An 18197-nucleotide genomic window follows, 5' to 3' on the forward strand; every position below is an offset into this window, starting at 1 on the left:
GGGATGCGGAGGGCGGCCTGTCAGGCGGTCGAGTCGGCGTCTGGGATCCCGCGCGTGTCCCCCGCAGGGCGGGGGCCTGCGGGCCCGGTGCTGGCGCGGAGCGAAATCGGCGGGGCGAGCAGTTGGTGGCGAGGTGGCGCGTCAGGGTGGTCGAGCCGCTCGACCAGCAGGTCGACGGCCAGGTGCCCCATCTGCGCCGCCGGCACGTCGGCCGCCGTCAGCTGCGGGGTCACCGTCTCGGCCCATCGGGCGGCCACGACACCGGTGACGGAGAAGTCGCGCGGCACGTGGCGGCCCGCGTGGGCAAGGCCCCGGTAGAGACCTCCGAGCGCGGCCTCGTTCAACGTGACGAGGGCCGTGGTGTCGGGATCGTCGTACAGGATCCGCTCCAGGCAGGCCTGACCCGACGGTGCGTCGTCCTCACAGGTGTACGTGCGGACGGTGAGCCCACGCTCCGCGGCGGCCTTGGTGAAGCCGTCCAGCCCCCGGTGCGCGGACTCGTACCCGGCGCGCAGCAGCCGCTCGGGCCGGTTGACGAAGGCGACCCTGTCGTGGCCCAGGTCCGCGAGGTGGTGGACACAGGCCGCCGCCAGCGCCGTGTGGTCCAGGCCCACCCACCAGCCGCTCTCCGGCCGCGAGGTGCGGCCGATGCAGACGGCGGGAAAGCCCTCGGCAAGGAGGTGGTCGACCCGGTCGTCCTGGAGCCTGATCTCCATCAGGATCGCGCCGTCGACCCGCCGTTCCCCCAGCAGCCGCTGGAACGAGCGGTCGCTGTCCACGCCGCTCGGGGAGAGCAGTACGTCGTAGTCATAGGCGGCCGCCGCTTCGACCACGCTGCCGATGAAATCGAGTTGCATGCCGGTGTAGTGAGCGCCGGCCGGCGGGAAGACCAGAGCGATGGTGCTGGTCCGGCCGTTGGCCAGAGCACGTGCGCTCGCGTTGGGCCGGTAGCCCAAATCGTCGATGACCCGCTGGATCTTCTCGCGGGTCTCGTCCGACACCGGACGCTTGCCGCTCAGCGCATACGACACGGTGCTCCGCGAGACACCGGCCCGCCTGGCAATCTCACCGATGTTCACGGGACTCCTTCATCGAACCGGTTCGCTACTTTCAAGGGGAGAAGGCGGCCGGTCAGGTGCAGAGGTGGGAGTGACGCTCGAATCCGATGTCGAACCGGTTCGCGTGAAGGAAAGGTAGAAGCCGACCGTGCGGGTGTCAATACCTCTCGCAAACCTCATGAAACACATCGGAAACCAGTACGCGCGAACCCGCGGCCACCGTCCACACGCGCCGCCCCCGCCAGCCTCTGGTTGCTGGTCCGCAAGGGCGCCTCCAAGGAGACGATCGAGAACGCGCTGGCCGCCGCCAACTTCTCGGCCGCGCCCTACGACACCAAGGAGCGAATGCTCGTCGAGCGCCATCACCGGCGACCCGCGCGTGTACGGCCGGGTCTACATCTCCACCAACGGACGCGGAGTGCAGTACGGGGAGCCCAGCTGTGAGGTCGAGCACCTGTGTGCAGCGCCGGTCGGCAGGGGGCCCGGCCGCATGGTGTGGCGTCGGCGAGGGGGGCGAAGCGCTACTGGGAGAACGAGAAGTGCAGGGTTCGACCGTAGTCGCCTGTCGCCGTGGTGGGGCCGCCGCCGGGGCCGAGCGCGGACGGTGCGTCGAACTTGGTGCCGATGGCCGGGATGGCGTCGAGGAACGACAGGTCTCCCTTCGGGAAGGGCGGCGCGGTGTGGCGGGGGTCGGGTCCGAACCGGGGGGTGAAGAGGCGAAGGTGGAGGTTCTCGTCCTCGGAGACCATGGTGATGCGTCCGGCGGTGGTGTGCAGGGACGCCCAGCGGACGTCCGCGTGGTAGCCCTTGAACTCCGGGTACACCCAGCCGCCGGCACCGGTCGCGGTGTCGTTGTGCTGCTTCGTCCAGACGTCCGTCGCGACGCCGCGCAGCCGGTTCTTCCACACTCTGTGGGGTCCGTGGCCGAGCCATGTCACGCCGGTCACCTGTGATTCGGGATGGTCGAAGCCGACGCCGAAGAAGTCGTACTCGCCGGTGAGGTGGTAGCGATAGTCCAACTGCAGCCAGCCGCTGGGGTGCAGATGCCACCGGACGTGGCGCAGGACGCCGGAGTACTCGGTCTGCACCGTGTAGCCGCTGCCGTCGGGCCCGTGCGTCAGGCGGGCTGGGTCGGGTGTTCCGGTGGTGGGCAGCGGGCCGCGAGACAGCGCGAAGTCCCTCCCTCGGTGGGTGACGCCGGCCGGCATGCCCGTCGTGGCGTCGAGCGTGACCGTGGTGTGGCGGGATGCGAGGGTGAGCGTGCTGTCCGCGAGCGAGCCGCGTACGGCTGGTCCCGGGCCCGTCCGTACCAGCCGTAGGGCCTGGTCGGCGGCGGACGCGATGGTCCATGTCCAGCCGCGGATCTCGCGGCCGTCGGCATCGGTGACGGTGACGGTGAGCGCCAGGGCGTCGGCGCGTCGCCAGCCGGACGGCAGGGGCAGGCGCAGCGCACCTCGCACTCCGGGCTCGATGTCCGGAGCGGAGGCGGTGCCCTGGGCGCGCACCGTGTGGCCGTCCCGCCGTTGCGACAGGTACGGAAGTCCAGGAGCCGCCAAGTGAAACGGCAGGTGCTGGTGTTGGTGAAGGCGTAGTGGTTGGTGAGGCCCGATCCGCCCGTGGAAGTCGTCCGGCAGGCCGGAGGTGAACCGTTCTGGTTCGGCGAGTTGTACGGGGGGCCAGATGTCCTTGATCGTGTAGAAGCTGGCCTCCTTCTCGCGGAAGGGGCCGAGGATGCCGTCGGGTGCGGCGTTGCCCGCCACATCGATGGTGCCGCCGAGGTCGTCGCGCACGATGCCCTCGTCGACCAGTGACCACAGGAAACCGCCGGCGGAGAGACGTTCATGGCCCATCAGCTTCCAGTAGCCGTCGAGCCCCGCGCCGGCGCCGCCGTCGTACAGGCCGTGGAGGAACTCGGTGGGCATGAAGACGTCGCCCTGTTCCTGGAGGATGCGGCGCGTGCTGTCATATGTCTCGTAGTGGTCAGTGTTGATGCCGCCGAAGTTCGCCCAGGGGTGGAGCACGGTGCGCCGCTGGGGGTCGTGGCGGGCGTAGTCGGCGTCGAGGGCGGTGTTCCAGCCGCCTTCGTTGCCGTTGCACCAGAACAGGATCGACGGGTGGTTGACGTCACGGGTGACCATCGAGGCGACGAGGGGCCTGCCCGCCTCCTCGGCGTAGGACTTCTGCCAGCCGGCCAGTTCGTCGAGCACGTACAGCCCGAGTTCGTCGGCGAGGTCGAGGAAGTGCGTGTCCGGCGGGTAGTGGGACATCCGGACCGCGTTCATGTTCATCTCCTGCATCAGGAGGATGTCCTTGCGGCTGATGCGCGCGCTGGTCGCCCGGCCGGACGTGGGCCAGAAGGTGTGCCGGTTGGCGGCTTTGAGGAGGAGCTTGACGCCGTTGCCGTACACGCCGTCGCCGGGGCGCACCTCGACGGTGCGGAAGCCGAATCTCTCCTCGACGCGGTGGACGGTACGGCCGTCGCCGGCGCAGAGCGCGATGTCGACGCGGTAGAGGTGCGGGGTCTGCGCCGTCCACTGCCGGGGGGAGTCCACAACGGTCCTGAGGGTCACCGTCGTGTCGCCGGGAGCGACGGACGCCGTGAACGGGGCGCCGACCGGGCGCCCGGAGAGGCCGGTGACCCGGGCCACGAGACGGTCGGCGTAACCGGTACCCGACAGATGGGCGCCGATCCGCAGCGTGCCGTCGGCGCAGGCGTCGACGGCGATGCGTTCGATGTGCTGGAGCGGGAACGCCTCGAGATGGACGGGGCGGTAGATGCCGCCGAAGTTCCAGTAGTCCCCGAGGCGTTCGGCCCGGTTGACGGAGTCGTGGGTGGGCTCCTTGCTGACGGTCACCTCCAGGAGGTCGTCCTGCCCCGGACGCAGCTTTCCGGTCACCTCGTGCCGGAACCGGTAGAAGCCGCCGCGGTGGACGGGCCCGGCCGACTCGCCGTTGATCCACGGCCTTTCTCCTCCGGGCGCAGATTCCACCCGTAGTTGTAGGTGCCGTATCCGTGGAATCCCAGTTGGACGGAACCGGGATGCCGCCCCAACTGCCGCTGCGTCGCCCGCTGGTGCACAGGAAGTCCCAGTCGACCGGGTTGTCGGCGTCCTCGCCGGACAGATACAGGCGCTCGGTGCGCGGGTAGCGTCCGTTCCGTCGGCCGTCTCGGCCTCGGCGGCCCGTACACCCCGCAGCGGGGCGTCCACGTTCTCGTACGGTGATCGCCTGCTGTCGACAGTACGTCCGGCACGGCGCGCGACGGTGGGGCCGCTGTTGCACACCCGCCGCCCGGCAGGCCGGTTCCAGCCGCTCGGGGGGAGCACTCCGGCCTGTCGGCGGGCGGGTGGGCGAGGCTCGGCGGATGGTGTCGGCGGTTCTCGTGCGGTGGGATCGGTCCGTGGGCCCGCCCGAGTCTGCGGACCACAGTCGATATCCGTACCGTTCGAGGATCACCCAGCCATGCCCCGCTTGTACCTGCGTCAGCCTGTCCGTGCTCTGCGCCGCTGTGCGGCGCGGCCCCATGTGCTGTTCGGGGGCGTGTACGGGGCGGTCCTGGCCAGCTCCATGGTGGCCGCCTTGACGGAACAGGGTGAGACGGCACCCGCCGACCGGTTCAGCAGCGCCCAGTGGCTCCTGGTCACGGCCGTCGCATCGGCCTTGGCGCACGGTTACGCACATCTGATCGCCCTGCGCAGCGACCGGACCCATCACGGCGGGCGCGCCACGGTGCGGCTGTTGCTGTCCGAGTGGCCGTTGGTGGTGGCGACGGCGCCGACACTGCTCCTGCTGCTCGGTGCGGCCTGGGGGTGGTGGCCCTCGGCGGGCATCGAGTACGTGGCCTTCGCCGTGAACGTGGTGCTGCTGTTCTCCTGGGGCCTGCTCGCTGCCCGCGCTGCCGGTCGCACGTGGGGCTCCGCCTTGAAGATCGGCACAGTGGACGCGTTGCTCGGGCTTGCGGTCGTGGTGGCCAACGCCGTCATCAAATAAGGCAGTTGGCTGCCCGGGGGCCGGCCGACGCGGCGCTGTTCCGCCGGTCGGCGGGGTGGTCCCGGCCGGTCGGCGGGGGTGTTACCGAAGCCTGCCGGATGGTCCGCCTCCTGACGGCACCGAAGGATTCTGCGTATGACACAGATAAAGCCGCCGCAGGAGACATCGGCTCCGCAGGAGCACTCGCCCCCAGGGCCAAGAACCTCGTCCGATTCCGCCGGGCAGGTCTCGGGCGGCCCCTCGATGGGACGCCTGGTCGGGTTGGATCTGGCCCGCGCGCTGGCGGTGTTCGGCATGTACATCGTGCACATCGCCCCGATGGAGTCAGCCACGGACAGCGTCGGCAGCTGGGTGTACTTCCTGGCCGAGGGGCGCTCGTCGGCCCTGTTCGCCACCCTCGCCGGGTTCTCGCTGATGCTGATCGCCGGCCGCCGTGAGCCGAAGACCGGACTGGCGGGCCGGCAGGCGAAGGCCCGCATCGCGATCCGCGCCGTGATCCTGCTGGCGCTGGGCACCGTGCTGGCGATGGAGTACGGGGACATCGTCATCCTCGCCTACTACGGCGTCTACTTCCTCCTCGCCCTGCTCCTGGTGCGACTGAGCGCCAGGACGCTGGCGATCATCGCGGCGGGGATCGCGCTCTTCACGCCGCAGCTGGCGTTCGTCCTGAAAATGTGGCTGAGCGACTCCGTCCAGCAGAGCATCAACGCCTACGACCCGCTGGAACGGCTCAGCACCGTGGGAGTACTCGATCTGCTGCTCACGGGCCTCTACCCGACCATCACGTGGATGGCGTTCGTGATCACCGGCATGGCGCTGGCCCGCCTCGACCTGTCCGCCGCCGCCGTCCGGCGGCGCCTGGCCGCGCTCGGTGCCGGCCTCACCGTGGGCGCCTACGGCCTGGCCATGCTGCTGACGGGCAAGGACGCGGTGTTGAGCTTCGGGGGAGGCGGAGGGCCGTCCAGCGGCCCCGGGCCGGGGTCCATGGGCAGCGGCTCCGGGCCCGGGTCCATGGGCAGCGGGTCCGGCGGACCCGGCGGGCCCGGCGGACCCGAGCTGTCGGCCTCGGACCTGCTGGGTGCCGTGTCGCACACCGGCACCACCTTCGACACCATCGGCTGCGTCGGTGTCGCGATCCTCGTGATCGTGGGCGCGACGGTGGCGATGGACCGCCTGCCGCGCCTGCGCCGCCTGGCGAAACCGGTCATCGCCGTGGGCACCATGTCCCTGACCGCCTACGTCGGCCACTTCCTCGCACAGTCCGCGTGGCCCGCTTCCGGCGCCGGCACCACGAAGTCCTGGGTGCCCGTGCTCACGTACATCCTGGTGGCGATCGTGTTCGCCGCGATCTGGTCCCGCTTCTTCCGCCGCGGCCCCCTGGAACATCTGCTCAACACCGCCACCAAGCCCGCCAAGTACATCCGGTGAGGTCCGGTCGGGGTGGCTCGGCTTCCCGCCCCATCCCGGCCCGCCCTGCCCGCAAGGGGGAACCCCTTGCGGGCTTCGGCTGTGCTCCTGGCCGACCGATTCCAGCCCCGCCCGCCGCCCACCGGCCGTCCATGGGCACGGGTGTGGGCAACTGGCGAGACATGCGTGGGCCTGGGCCAGCGCGGCCCGGGGCAAGGGCTGGGCGGGTCAGGACAAGACTGCCACCGGCGCCGCTGAGAGCACGACGGACACACCCGGGTTGGTGTGGAGCTCACAGCGCAGCACCGGGCGACGCCGGGGAGACCGTCACGGACGGCGTCAGCGTGTCAGCGGACGTAGCGCAGCAGCCGCTGCATTGGCCCCGGCCGGGCCAGGCCGGCCTGTTCGGCCGGCTGCCGGCAGTTCTTCCGCCCCGCCTGAAGGCCGAGTGACATCACTTCTCATCGACATTGATCATGCAGACGAGCGGCAGGTGACTCCCGAACTCGCGGGACATCCGCGGGAAGTGACACGGCCAAGGGGGCACCTCATGGAGGAGTTGAGAGAAGACCACGACGACGGGACGGTCGCGCGGGTCGCGGCGATCGACATCGCCAAGGCATCCGGGATGGTCTGCCTGCGCGTCCCGCACGACACCATCGACGGCCGGCGGACCCAGCAGTCTGGAACGTCGCCTCGACCACCAACGCGATCCTCGAGCTCGCCGACCGGCTGGTCTGCCAGGGCGTCGAGAGGGTCGTCATGGAAGCGACGGGATCGTACTGGCGCCCGTTCTTCTACCTGCTAGAGGCTCGCGGCCTGGGCTGCTGGCTCGTCAACGCGCGGGACCTGAAGAACGTCCCAGGGCGCCCGAAGACCGACAAGCTGGATGCGGCCCGGGTGGCCAAGCTCGCCGAACGCGGCATGGTCCGGGCCTCGTTCGTCCCGCCCAAGTCCGTCCGGCAGCTGCGGGGTTTCATCCGTATCCGCATCCGCACCGTATTCGTCCAGGAACGCACCCGCCACAAGCACCGCGTCGACAAGGCTGTCCAGGATGCACGGATCAAACTGTCCGGCGTCTTCTCGGACCTGTTCGGCATGTCCGGGCGGGCAATGCTCGGCGCGGGCTCGAAGGCATCCAGTACCCGTACGAAGCCAACGCGAACGCCGACGACGAGTGGCCGGCGGAAGACGCGGGCAACGGCCGTATCCGGCTCCTCAACCGCCACAGCGGTCTCTACCTCACTGCGGGCAGCGCCCAGGGCGACCAGTTGGAGCAACGCCCGTTCGACGGCGCCGACCACCAGATGTTCACCGTCTCCTGAAGCCGCTGAACGAGACAGCCATTCAGCAGGACAGCACTGGGTCTGAACTCTGCGCCCTGGCCGGGTCCGTGGTCGAGGGCCATGGACCCGGTGATGGCGGCAGTGCGGCGGCGGTGACCCAAAGCGTCCCGCCCCGTCGAACCCGCCGACCGTCACCGGCGGGAGTCTTCCAGCCGGAACCAGGGCTCGTCGGGGACGACGTTCTCGGGCAGGCCCGGCGGCACGACCACGGACCGCGCCCCGGTGCGGGCCAGCGCGCGGTCCGATGGTGGCCGAGGGATCAGCCGCTCGAACACGGACCATCCTGGCGCGGTACTCGGCGGCGCGCTCGGTGAACAGCCTCGTGCCAGGGGAGAACTGGGCCACTCCACTCCCCCACGTACTCCGCCCGCAATGCCCCTCCCGCGCGGTTCCTGATCCGAGCCGACGAGGTGCGACGGGTGGAGCGAGAGCAGTGCATCCCTCACACGCAGGTGCGGCCCTGCGTGGGCTGGTCGACGCAACTGCCGGACCACGCGGGGCGGTCGGCGGGCTATCACCGGCGCGGGATGGTGACCCGGAGCGCCGGCAGGACGATGCTGGTCCCCATGTCGCGGTGCCGCGTGCCTTCGGACGCCGACGGCCGGCGCGAAGACAGCGCGGCGGGCCCTGCACTGCCTGAGCATGCGCCCGCATACGGCCGTCACCGACCTCGGCCGGCACCGGGAGCGGATCGTTGTCCGACAGGAGAGCACCGCGCCGCTGCCCTCGCCGGGATTGGCTGGTCCAGCCGCTCACGCCGGGCTCCACCGTCGGCACATGGTTCGGTCGGCCCTTGGGCCGGCACGGCACCGACCAATGCGACGACAGCCGGAATGACCGAGAAGCAGGCTGCCGTTCCTGCTCCCGGACGAGTGCCTGGCGAGGCTCATGAGCACGAGTCCCTCTGTCCGAGCGAGATCGGGAGAGAACCCTTCTACTCTGTGCGCAGCGAGCAACGCCCGGCCACTAGGATCTCCATGCCCGACAGCCTCGCCCCGGCGCAGTCACCGGGGACCAGCCGCAGCACGTCGGCGACCATCCCGCCGAACATCCTGCGTTACCTCACCCCGGTCACCGACGGGTACGGAGTTGATCTCCGGCCCGAGCTGAGCCGGGTCGGGCTGGACGAGGCGATGATGCGCTCGGCGGCGCTGCGGGTCTCCTACCGCCAGGGCAGTGCCGTTATCCGGCGTGCGCTGGAGCTCACCGGTGACGCTCACCTGGGGCTGCGGGTGGGTGCCGCGCAGCACCTGACCTCCTGGGGTCTCCTGGGGTTCGCCCAGATGGCCGCCGACACGCTGCGGGAGGCCATCGAGACGGGTGTGCGCTTCCAGAACCTGTCCGGGGCGATGGTGGTCTGGTCGGCGGGGCAGGAGGGAGCCGGCTACGTACTGCGGGCCGAACTGCCCGATCCCGCCCTTGATCCGGCGGTCGCGGTCTTCCTGGCCGAGGAGGCGTTCGCCAGCGTCGTCGCCCTCACGCGGTTGAGTTCGGGCGAGGAATTCGCCCCGCACAGCGTCGAGTTCGCTTTCTCGGCCCCACGCGACGCCGGGCCGTTCACCGAGTTGTTCCGCTGCCCGGTACGGTTCGGCGGCGCGGCGAACCGCTTGGTGTTCCCCACGGTTTGGGCCGGGCGGCCGATGCCGGGCCGCGACCGGGTCACCTACACCACCGTCGTGGAGCTCCTGGAGGAGCAGGCGGCGTCGAGGCGCGATCAGCAGGACCTGCTGGAGGTGCTGGAGATCTCCATCGCGCAGAGCCTGCCCGACGTGCCGTCCTTCGTCGAGCAGGCCCGACGGCATGCCTCCAGCGAGCGCACGCTGCGCCGTCGGCTGGCAGAGTGCGGCACGACGTACGAGGCGGTCGTCGACGGAGTGCGCCGCGAGCGGGTCGAGCAGCTGCTGCGCCGACCCGAGCTGACCCTGCGGGACATCGCCCGGCAGGCGGGTTTCTCCGACGGACGGGCACTGCGGCGGGCGGTGCACCGCTGGCACGGGGTGACCCCGGCCCGGCTGCGCGAGGAGGCCACGGAACAGTAGGGCGAGTGCCCACACATCACCGGGCCACCAGGCCACCCCGTCAACGCGTGCGGATCCAGACGGTCTTCTCTCTGGTCCACTGCGCGAAGGCATCGGTGGACTTCTCCGCGCCACCGAACCCCGACTGCTTCCACCCCCCGAAAGGGGTGGTGATGTCGCCTTCGCTGTAGGCGTTGACGGAGACCACGCCGGCTTCGATGCCCCGCGCGAGCCGGAGCGCGGCGTCGAGGTCGCGGGTCCACACCGAGGCGGCGAGCCCGTACTCGGTGGCGTTCGCCAACCGCACTGCCTCGTCCTCCGAGGTGAAGGTCTGGACGGTGACGACAGGGCCGAACAGTTCATTGGTGAGGACGTCGCAGTCCTCCGGCACCCGGCTGATAACGGTGGGCGGGTAGTAGGCACCGCGCGGCGGCAGACCGTGCGGCAGCCCACCGGTGTGGATGTGGGCTCCGGCGGTGCGGGCCGCGTCCACCGCCGCAGCGACCCGGTCGAAGGCGGCACGGCTGATGAGCGGCCCCACCTGGGTGCGAGCGTCGGCGGGATGCCCGATGGTGAGGCACTTCGCGGCGGCGGTGAACCTGTCCAGCACCTCCTCGGCGATGCTGTGGTGGACCAGGACGCGGGAGCCGGCGGTGCAGTTCTGCCCCATGGTCAGGAACGCGGCCTCGATCATGTTGTCGATGAGGTCGTCGCCGTACTCGAGCGCGTCGGCCATCAGGACCTGGGGGCTCTTGCCGCCCATCTCCAAGGAGACCCGCTTGAAGTTGGTCTCCGCCGCGTCGGCCAGGATGCGGCGTCCGGTGGCGGTGGATCCGGTGAACGACAGTGCGCGCACCAGCGGGTTGCGGGCGAGCGCCGTACCGGTGACGGTGCCGTGGCCGGGCAGCACGGTGAGCACGCCGTCCGGCAGGCCGGCCTCGGCCGCCAGAGCGGCCAGGTGCAGGGTGGAGCGCGGGGTGGCCTCGGCGGGCTTGAGCAGCAGGGAGTTGCCCGCGGCGAGCGCGGGCCCGACCTTCCAGGCGGCCATGGCCAGCGGGTAGTTCCAGGGCAGGATCGCGGCGGCCACCCCGACCGGTTCCCGGCTCACCAGGCCCAGGCTCTCGTGACCGGTAGGGGCGACGCGGCCGAAGACCTTGTCGGCCGCCTCCGCGAACCAGCGCACCGACTCGATCGCCCCGGGCACGTCGCCCGTACGGCACTCCGTGATCGGCTTGCCCGCGTCCTCGCAGTCCAGCCGGGCCAGGAACCCGGCGTGGGACTCCATGAGGTCGGCCAGGCGCAGCAGGACAGCGGCCCGCTCCCGCGGGGACCGGCCGGCCCAGACGCCGCTCACGAAGACCTTGTGCGCCCGCTCTGCGGCCAGCTCGACGTCCTGCGCGCTCGCCGCCGGCACGGTCGTGATCAGCTCACCCGCCGCGGGATTGACGACGTCGAGCGTCTCCTCGATCTCCGTATCCGTGATGTCCGTCCCGCTCATGCTTCCTCCACCAGTTCCCACCGGCCGCCGCCGACCTGGCGGGCCAGTCCCCTGCGGCGCAGGTCCTCCAGATAGCGGGCCATGCCCCGCTCGCCGCGCTTGCGGAACAGCGGGAAGAGCCGGGGCAGCAGATTCGGCGCCAGCATCGCGCACCGCACCAGCCGGGACTCGCCGCGCCTGACGTAGGATTCCAGGCGGGGCTTGTCCAGCAGGCTCACGACCGCCCTGACGACATCGGACGGCTGCTGCGGCGCGTCCTGGAACTGCATGGAGTTCCCGCCCTCGACGGCCTCCTGGCGGAGCATCCGCGTGTCGGTCGCCGACGGCAGCACCGAACCGGCCTTGATGCCCTTGTCCCGCAGGTCCAGCCCGATGGCGAGCATCGCGCCCCGCAGCCCGAACTTGGAGGCGGTGTAGAGGGGGGTCTCGCCCAGCGGGAAGATCCCGCCGAGGGACACGGTCGTGATCACCCGGGGATCGCCGGAGTTCCGCAGCAGCGGGATGGCGAGCCGGGTGGTGACCAGCGGGGAGACCAGGTTGAGCTCGATCTCCCGCTCGATGCTCTCGACGCTGCGCACGTCGAACCGTTCGGAGCTGGTCATGCCCACGTTGTTCACCAGGACGTCGATACGGCCGTGGGTGGCCGCGACACCGTCGAGCATCTGCTCCACCGCGGCGCGGTCCAGTAGGTCGCAGCCCAGGCCGGCATGCCCGCTCCCGGGCAGACCGGCGGCGGTCCGCCCGGCCCGCACCTCGTCGATGTCGACCGCGACAAGGCGGGCGCCGCCTGCCGCGAAACGGTGACACAGGGCGCTGCCGATGCCTCCGGCGCCGCCTGTCACCAGGATGACCTGGTCACGGAAGTCGTACGTCATGGCGCCACCGCCTCCTGTCGCACGGACGTCGCCCGAGGCGGCAGTCCCACGGTACGCCAGCCCATCCCTTCGGCGACCTTGCCGAGGTACTTCACGATGGCTTCGCTGTGGACGTAGCCGGTGTGGCGCGGCGAGTCGACGAACTTCAGCCCGCCGGACAGGTCCGGCCGGTCGCTGCGGATCATGCGGGCGAACCGCTCGGCCGTCGGCAGCCCGGCCCGCGCGTCCCGGATGAAGGAGGCGATCAACTGGGCCTGGCTGTCGAAGAGCTGGTAGGCCCCGGAGTTGGTCTCCACGAAGCCGACTCCGAACAGGCCCTCGTGCTCGCGGGAGAAGGAGGACAGGTAGAGGTCGGGGTGCTGTTCGTCGCCGAAGTACTTCTGCGCGACGGGGACTTTGTGGACGTATCCCGTGGCCAGCAGGATCAGGTCGAAGTCGTCGCTGGTGCCGTCGGTGAAGTGGACGGTCCGGCCCTCGGTGCGCGCGATGCCGGGTCTGGCCGTGATGTCTCCGTGCTGGAGGTGGTGGATCAGCAGCGAGTTGATGGCCGGGTGGGTCTCGAACAGCTTGTGGTCGGGCTTTTGCAGACCGAGTCTGCGCGGGTCGCCGTTGATGAGTCGCAGCAGGCCGCCGAACAGCCCCTGCTGGAGCCACATCGGCAGGTGGGGGCCACCGGCGGCGATGGTGTCCACGGGCCGGCCGAACAGGTGCTTGGGGATGAACCAGTAACCACGGCGCATGCTGATCGCCGCGTGGTCGGCGGACCGCGCCGCGTCGCAGGCGATGTCCAGCCCGGAGTTCCCCGCGCCCACCACCAGTACCCGCTTCCCCCGCAGTTCGGCGCTGCTTCGGTAGGTGACCGTGTGCCGGATCTCGCCGGTGAACTCGCCGGGCAGGTCGGGGACGTTGGGGTGCCACTGCGACCCCGTACACACGACGACCTGCCGGTGTGTCCCGGCCCGGCCGTCGGCCCGGGTCACCGTCCAGGTGCCGTCCGGATTCTTCTCTACGCTGCGGACCTCGGTGCCGAACTCGATCCGGTCCCGGAGTCCGTACGCCTCGGCGAACGACGTCAGGTAGGACAGGATCTGCCGGTGCGGGGGGTAGTCGGCGAAGTGGTCCGGCATAGGACAGCCGCCGAAGCCGGAGAGCGTCTTGCTGGAGATGAAGTGGGCCGACTCGTACATCGGGCTGCCCGGGTTGTCGATGTCCCACAGCCCGCCCGGGCCGGTGTGGCGCTCGATGTGCGTGTACGGCAGGTCCCGCTCGGCCAGCGCCCTCGCGACCGCCAGCCCTGCGGGTCCCGCACCGATCACACAGGTGTCGTACTGATTCTCACTCACCAGCGCGCTCCTTCCCCGATGTCTCACGTGTTGTGAGGAACCTATGCACCGGTTGACCGGCCGGAACTGACCTGCGCGGCCACAAAGGGGACCGCAGCGGCCAGAGACAGGCCTCGACGTGACGACCTTGGCGACGGCCTGACGGCAGGGCAGCCCGGTCTCCGGCGTTCGGCGCCCGGTGGTGGGGGCTGGGGCGATGTGTTGTACCGCTCAGGCTGGAGACCGGGCCGATCATGGACTATCCGGCTGGAGGCCGCGGTGTCCCTGCCGGCCGGGGGGTGCTGCCCCGCCGTGCGGCTGGAGCTGCCATCCGAGACGCTGCAGGGACGCTCCGGGGCTTTAGGGTCGAGGCGGCATGGGCCGGGCGGTAGGGGCGAAGGTGAGGCGGAGCGCGCGTGATCCGGGTAGTGGTGGTGGACGACGAGGCTCTGGTGCGCTCAGGCTTGGGGCTCATTCTGGGCGCGTCCGAGGACATCGAGGTCGTGGCGACCGCGAGCGGGGGCGACGCCGTGGAGAGCGTCCGGCGGGAGCGGCCCGACGTGGTGCTGCTGGACATCCGGATGCCGGACGTCGACGGGCTCACCGTCCTGCGCGAGCTGCGGACGATGCCGGACGCTCCGGTGGTGGCGATGCTGACGACGTTCGACGCCGACGAGTACATCCTGACCGCGCTGCACTGCGGCGCGGCCGGTTTCCTGCTCAAGGACACCGAGCCGGAGCAGCTGGCCCACCTGGTGCGCACCCTGGCCGCGGGCGGTGTGGTGCTGTCCCCCAAGGCGTCGCGGACCCTGCTGCACAGCCACCCCGGCACCGAGGCCGCCGTCGACGAGGAGGCGGCCCGCGTCCGGCTGCTCACCGCCCGTGAGCGCGACGTCCTCGTCCTGGTGGCGGAGGGGCTGTCGAACGCCGACATCGGGGCGCGCATCCACCTCGGTGCCGGCACAGTCAAGGACCACGTCAGCGCGATCCTCACCAAGCTGCGGGTGACCAGCCGGGTGCAGGCCGCGCTGCTGGCGCAGCGGGCAGGACTGCTCGACGAGCACCCGCGATCGGCGGCCGACCGATGAGCCGTGCACGTGCCGGGTGGCAGCGGGTGCCCGCGCCGGTCGTCGACATCGTCCTGGTGGCGGTGGCGGCCGTGGACGTATGGCTGAACATGTGGGACCACACGCGCCTCGGCGTCGCGCTGGCCGCGCTCGGCTGCGCCGCGTTGGCGTTCCGGCGCAGGTTCCCGCTCGGCGTGTTTCTGCTCACCCTGCCCATCGCGCTGATGCAGGATGTCGCCGTCGCTGTGCTCGTGGCGCTGTTCACGCTGGCCGAACGCTCCCGCAACCGCCGTCTCCTCGCGGTGTGCGTCGCCCTGTCCGCCGTCGCGAGCAGTACTCCGTGGCCCCTGGCCGAGGTCGACCGGACCATGACACTGGTCTTCTTCGTGTACGGCCTGGCGACCGCCGCGGCCCCGGTCCTCTTCGGCCAGCTTCTCCAGGCACAACGGGACTTGGCGCGGCGGCTGGCCGAGATCGGGGAGGCCAGGGAGCACGAGCGGGCTCTGCACGCGCAGGCCGTGCTCGCCCGCGAACGCGCCCAGCTGGCCCGTGAGATGCACGACGTGGTCTCCCACCAGGTCAGCCTGATCGCCGTCCAGGCCGGAGCCCTGCAGGTCGCCGCCAAGGACGCGGACGCCAAAGAGGCCGCCCGTACGATCCGTTCGCTGAGCGTCACCACGCTCGACGAGCTGCGCACCATGGTCACGCTTCTGCGCGCCTCCGGCGGCCACACCACCGAGCTGACGCCTCAGCCCACCCTGGCCGACCTGCACAAGCTGGTGGAATCCAGCGGCACTCACGTGGAGTTGTCCGGTGAACTGCCGCACGCCGTGGGCACACCCGCCCAACGGGCCCTCTACCGCACGGTCCAGGAAGCGCTGACCAACGTCCGCAAGCACGCCCCCGGCGCGACCGCCCGCGTCGAGCTGTGGCAGGACGGCGACCACGTCGGCGTGACCGTCACCAACACCCCGCCCACGCGTCCCTCCCTGTCCCTCCCCGGATCACAGCACGGTTTGGTCGGCCTGCGAGAACGGGCCGACATCCTGCACGGCACCCTGGAGACCGGCTCGACCACGGAAGGCGGCTACCGGGTGCTTCTGCGGATTCCCCTCAGCGCGGACTGACCGACCCCTCATGCTGTTCCGTCGGCTTGCCGCTTGACGGGAGCTTGACGAAGCGTCCCAGGCGGCCGCGATTCAAAATGCCGTGGTGGCACGGGCAGTCCTGGTTTGCGTTGGGGGCGACGAGTGGGGTTGTCCGGCCAGGCTCGGGGCTTGGAGGACCGGACGACCCGGCGTGCGGTGGGTCATCGCGCGGGGGTCAGGAGCTGGGTGGCCGACAGTTGCGCGTACAGCCGGTCCTGGGCCACCAGGTCCTCGTGGGTGCCCACGGCCCGTACTCGTCCGGCGTCCATGACGACGATCCGTTCGGCGCCTGTCACCGTCGACAGGCGGTGGGCCACCACCAGCACGGTGGTCTCCCGGGCCAGCTCCGCGACGACGTCCCGCAGCGCCAGCTCGTTGACGGCGTCGAGCTGCGAGGTCGCCTCGTCCAACAGCAGCAGCCGGGGCTTGTGCAGCAGCGCGCGGGCGATGGGGATGCGCTGCCGCTCGCCGCCCGACAGCTTGGAGCCGCGGTGTCCGACCGGGGCGTCCAGGCCGTGGGGCAGGCGCTCGACGAGGGGGGGCGAGCTTCGTCCGGGCCAGGACGTCGCGCATGTCGTCGTCCGTCCCGCCGGCCGCCGCGAACACCAGGTTCTCGCGCAGCGTGCCAGCCGGCACGGGAGCGTCCTGCTCCGCGGGCGACCTTCGGCATCACCAGCGCGGCGGCTCCGCCGACCAGCACGACCACGCCGAGCGTCACACCCCGCAGCACGACGTCCAGGAACGCCATCACCCCGATCGCCGCGCCCGCCGCACTCGCGTGCTCACCGGACCGGCCGACTCGACCTGCCTGGCGCTCGCCCTCCACCCCGGCGGACGCCTCCTGGTCATGGGCAACCGCAGGGCCGGCCTGCTCTCGGGGCCGGTGACCGACTTGGACCTCGTTTCCGGCGATGCGGTCGCCTCCCTGTCCTTCAGCCCGGACGGCACGACCGTGTACGCGGCCGGCGCACATGTCCCGCTGCAGCGCTACGTCATCGATCCGGGGCAAGCGGTCGCCGAGGTCCGCGCCCGCATGGGACACGCTGAACTGACGCGGGTCCAGTGGCGGAGCTACGTCGGCGACATGCCATACCAGAAGGTTTGCGGCCAGTGAGGGCTCTCGATCTCGGGAAGAGCTCACCCGGTCTCGGCGGCGGTGGAGGGCGCGAGCCCGTGCTCGGCCGATGCCTTTGCACTGGCCACCGTCATCCGGAGCAGGGGCAGCGAGGCGATGAAGGTGCCGAGCGCCAGGACGACGCCGAGCAGGTCGGCCCCGGCGGTGTCGAGGACGGCTCCGACGGCCAGCGGTCCGATGCCGGTGCCCAGGGCGCCCGCACCACTGAGGGAGGCGACCAGGCGCCCGGTCGGGTCGATGAGCGCCGCGGCGGCGAGCATCTGCACCAGGACGGCCAGTTGGCAGGCCTGCCAGAGGACGGCCGCGACGGTGAAGAGCACGGGGTCATGGGTGATGACCAGGACCGACATCGCGAGGGCCTGCGCCGTGACGAAGACGGCCATCGACCGCATGCGCCCGAAGCGCCGCGCGGCCACCGGACCCACCACCGCGCCGACGAGCGCCACCACGCTGGAGATCGCGAGGACGGCGGAGACGGCCGAGTGGGACATCCCGGTGTGCTGACGGCCCAGGACCGAGGCGTACGACCACGCGCCCTGGGTGACGGTCCACAGCAGGGCGGTTCCGAGGAGCAGAACCACCGACGGCTTGGCCTTGGTTGGCACTCCCGTACGGGTGGAGGCGGCGCCCGGCGTCGCGGGACCGTCCGGGAGTCGGCGTACCAGTGGCCAGGCCACGAGACAGCACAACGCCATGAGCAGGAAGCCGGTCCCCTCCCCCAGGTCGTGATTGGCCGCGGGGACGCCCATGATCAGCAGCGCCGTCACACCGACCACGCCGGAGATGGTGACCGCGGACGCCTTGTCGGCGTCGTCGGTGGCGGCGAGCGCCGCCGTGGCCGCCGCGTAGACCGCGCCGAGCCCCGCGCCGAGGACCAGGTTGGCCAGGACCAAGGTCACCGGATCGGTGGCCGCCGCAGCTCCCACGAAGCCGGCGCCGGAGAGGGCGAGCCCGAGCCGGGTCATCCGCACCCGCCCCGGCCGCGCTGCCCGCTTGGCCAGCAAGAGCGTCACCACCGCCGTCGCCATCAGCTGGGTCGCGGCCACGAGCCCGGCGCCGGAGTCCGACAACCCGAAGCGTGACGCGAAGTCGTCGACGAACACGGGCATCACGTTCGCCCCGCCGTTGCCGAGGGTGACCCCGGCGATGAGCGCCACCGCCACACCCAAGGTCAGGGCGGAGGCGCTTCGCGCGTTCACCGGCCGCTCCTCTGCGAGGAGTGGGGGACTACCACCGTTCCTCGGCGGAGCGCCGAGTGTGCAACAAGCATGAGAGCCTCACGAGTCAGGGGGCGCGAGCCGCGTTTCGAGGTGAGAGTTCGGGGGGGGGAGGG

General features: G+C 71.1%; 15 protein-coding genes and 1 pseudogene. 8 read left to right on the plus strand and 8 right to left on the minus strand.

Annotation, left to right across the window (positions count from 1 at the left end; translation table 11 throughout):
- Nucleotides 1–20 precede the first annotated feature (20 nt).
- Complete coding sequence (locus ACFU3E_RS23600) at nucleotides 21–1079, minus strand: LacI family DNA-binding transcriptional regulator (protein ID WP_384161521.1); 1059 nt, start codon at nucleotides 1077–1079, stop codon at nucleotides 21–23.
- 231 nt (nucleotides 1080–1310) lie between these two features.
- On the opposite strand from ACFU3E_RS23600, the gene ACFU3E_RS23605 reads away from it, so the two are divergent.
- Complete coding sequence (locus tag ACFU3E_RS23605; RefSeq protein WP_384161524.1) at nucleotides 1311–1502, plus strand: hypothetical protein; 192 nt, start codon at nucleotides 1311–1313, stop codon at nucleotides 1500–1502.
- A 77-nt stretch (nucleotides 1503–1579) separates the two neighbouring features.
- Here ACFU3E_RS23605 and ACFU3E_RS23610 read toward each other — a convergent pair whose 3' ends face one another.
- The gene (locus tag ACFU3E_RS23610) at nucleotides 1580–4048 is read right to left on the minus strand and encodes a glycoside hydrolase family 2 TIM barrel-domain containing protein (RefSeq protein ID WP_384161527.1); all 2469 of its coding nucleotides are present in this window, start codon (nucleotides 4046–4048) and stop codon (nucleotides 1580–1582) included.
- A 472-nt stretch (nucleotides 4049–4520) separates the two neighbouring features.
- On the opposite strand from ACFU3E_RS23610, the gene ACFU3E_RS23615 reads away from it, so the two are divergent.
- The 3 genes from ACFU3E_RS23615 to ACFU3E_RS23625 all read left to right on the plus strand — a co-directional run bounded on the left by ACFU3E_RS23615 (nucleotide 4521) and on the right by ACFU3E_RS23625 (nucleotide 7826).
- Nucleotides 4521–5048 carry a hypothetical protein gene (locus ACFU3E_RS23615; protein ID WP_384161530.1) on the plus strand — a complete coding sequence of 176 codons (528 nt, stop codon included), beginning with the start codon at nucleotides 4521–4523 and terminating at the stop codon, nucleotides 5046–5048.
- 135 nt (nucleotides 5049–5183) lie between these two features.
- A complete protein-coding gene (locus ACFU3E_RS23620; protein WP_384161533.1) occupies nucleotides 5184–6476 on the plus strand; it encodes a DUF418 domain-containing protein in 1293 nt (430 codons plus the stop codon).
- A gap of 612 nt (nucleotides 6477–7088) precedes the next feature.
- Entirely contained in the window at nucleotides 7089–7826 is a 738-nt protein-coding gene (locus tag ACFU3E_RS23625; RefSeq protein ID WP_384161603.1) for a transposase, read from the plus strand.
- 106 nt (nucleotides 7827–7932) lie between these two features.
- Here the strand turns inward: ACFU3E_RS23625 and ACFU3E_RS23630 are convergent, their stop codons facing one another.
- The gene (locus ACFU3E_RS23630; RefSeq protein ID WP_384161536.1) at nucleotides 7933–8076 is read right to left on the minus strand and encodes a hypothetical protein; all 144 of its coding nucleotides are present in this window, start codon (nucleotides 8074–8076) and stop codon (nucleotides 7933–7935) included.
- Nucleotides 8077–8778: 702 nt separating this feature from the next.
- Here ACFU3E_RS23630 and ACFU3E_RS23635 point away from each other — a divergent pair.
- Nucleotides 8779–9840: an AraC family transcriptional regulator gene (locus ACFU3E_RS23635; RefSeq protein ID WP_384161539.1), complete on the plus strand. Its 1062-nt coding sequence runs from the start codon at nucleotides 8779–8781 to the stop codon at nucleotides 9838–9840.
- 40 nt (nucleotides 9841–9880) lie between these two features.
- On the opposite strand, the gene ACFU3E_RS23640 is transcribed toward ACFU3E_RS23635, so the two are convergent.
- From ACFU3E_RS23640 to ACFU3E_RS23650, 3 genes are read right to left on the minus strand one after another with little or no spacing between them, the layout of a single operon-like run.
- Complete coding sequence (locus ACFU3E_RS23640; protein ID WP_384161542.1) at nucleotides 9881–11317, minus strand: aldehyde dehydrogenase family protein; 1437 nt, start codon at nucleotides 11315–11317, stop codon at nucleotides 9881–9883.
- On the minus strand, nucleotides 11314–12192 hold the full coding sequence (locus tag ACFU3E_RS23645; RefSeq protein WP_384161545.1) for an SDR family NAD(P)-dependent oxidoreductase: 879 nt from the start codon (nucleotides 12190–12192) through the stop codon (nucleotides 11314–11316). The genes ACFU3E_RS23640 and ACFU3E_RS23645 overlap by 4 nt, the downstream gene beginning before the upstream one ends.
- On the minus strand, nucleotides 12189–13535 hold the full coding sequence (locus tag ACFU3E_RS23650) for a flavin-containing monooxygenase (RefSeq protein ID WP_384161548.1): 1347 nt from the start codon (nucleotides 13533–13535) through the stop codon (nucleotides 12189–12191). Before ACFU3E_RS23650 ends, ACFU3E_RS23645 begins: the two co-directional genes overlap by 4 nt.
- 407 nt (nucleotides 13536–13942) lie before the next feature.
- Here ACFU3E_RS23650 and ACFU3E_RS23655 point away from each other — a divergent pair, with 407 nt between their 5' ends.
- Together ACFU3E_RS23655 and ACFU3E_RS23660 are read left to right on the plus strand one after the other, a co-directional pair.
- Nucleotides 13943–14602, plus strand: a complete 660-nt coding sequence (locus tag ACFU3E_RS23655) for a response regulator (protein WP_384161606.1) — start codon at nucleotides 13943–13945, stop codon at nucleotides 14600–14602.
- On the plus strand, nucleotides 14599–15708 hold the full coding sequence (locus ACFU3E_RS23660) for a sensor histidine kinase (RefSeq protein ID WP_384161551.1): 1110 nt from the start codon (nucleotides 14599–14601) through the stop codon (nucleotides 15706–15708). The genes ACFU3E_RS23655 and ACFU3E_RS23660 overlap by 4 nt, the downstream gene beginning before the upstream one ends.
- A gap of 182 nt (nucleotides 15709–15890) precedes the next feature.
- Here ACFU3E_RS23660 and ACFU3E_RS23665 read toward each other — a convergent pair.
- Nucleotides 15891–16380: pseudogene (locus ACFU3E_RS23665) on the minus strand (ATP-binding cassette domain-containing protein); the annotation flags it as partial.
- On the opposite strand from ACFU3E_RS23665, the gene ACFU3E_RS23670 reads away from it, so the two are divergent.
- Nucleotides 16301–16843 carry a hypothetical protein gene (locus ACFU3E_RS23670; protein ID WP_384161609.1) on the plus strand — a complete coding sequence of 181 codons (543 nt, stop codon included), beginning with the start codon at nucleotides 16301–16303 and terminating at the stop codon, nucleotides 16841–16843. The pseudogene ACFU3E_RS23665 and the gene ACFU3E_RS23670 overlap by 80 nt on opposite strands.
- A gap of 23 nt (nucleotides 16844–16866) precedes the next feature.
- Here the strand turns inward: ACFU3E_RS23670 and ACFU3E_RS23675 are convergent, their stop codons facing one another.
- Nucleotides 16867–18063, minus strand: a complete 1197-nt coding sequence (locus ACFU3E_RS23675; protein ID WP_384161554.1) for an MFS transporter — start codon at nucleotides 18061–18063, stop codon at nucleotides 16867–16869.
- Nucleotides 18064–18197 lie beyond the last annotated feature (134 nt).

Source organism: Streptomyces sp. NPDC057424 (assembly GCF_042803315.1).
Lineage (GTDB): Bacteria > Actinomycetota > Actinomycetes > Streptomycetales > Streptomycetaceae > Streptomyces.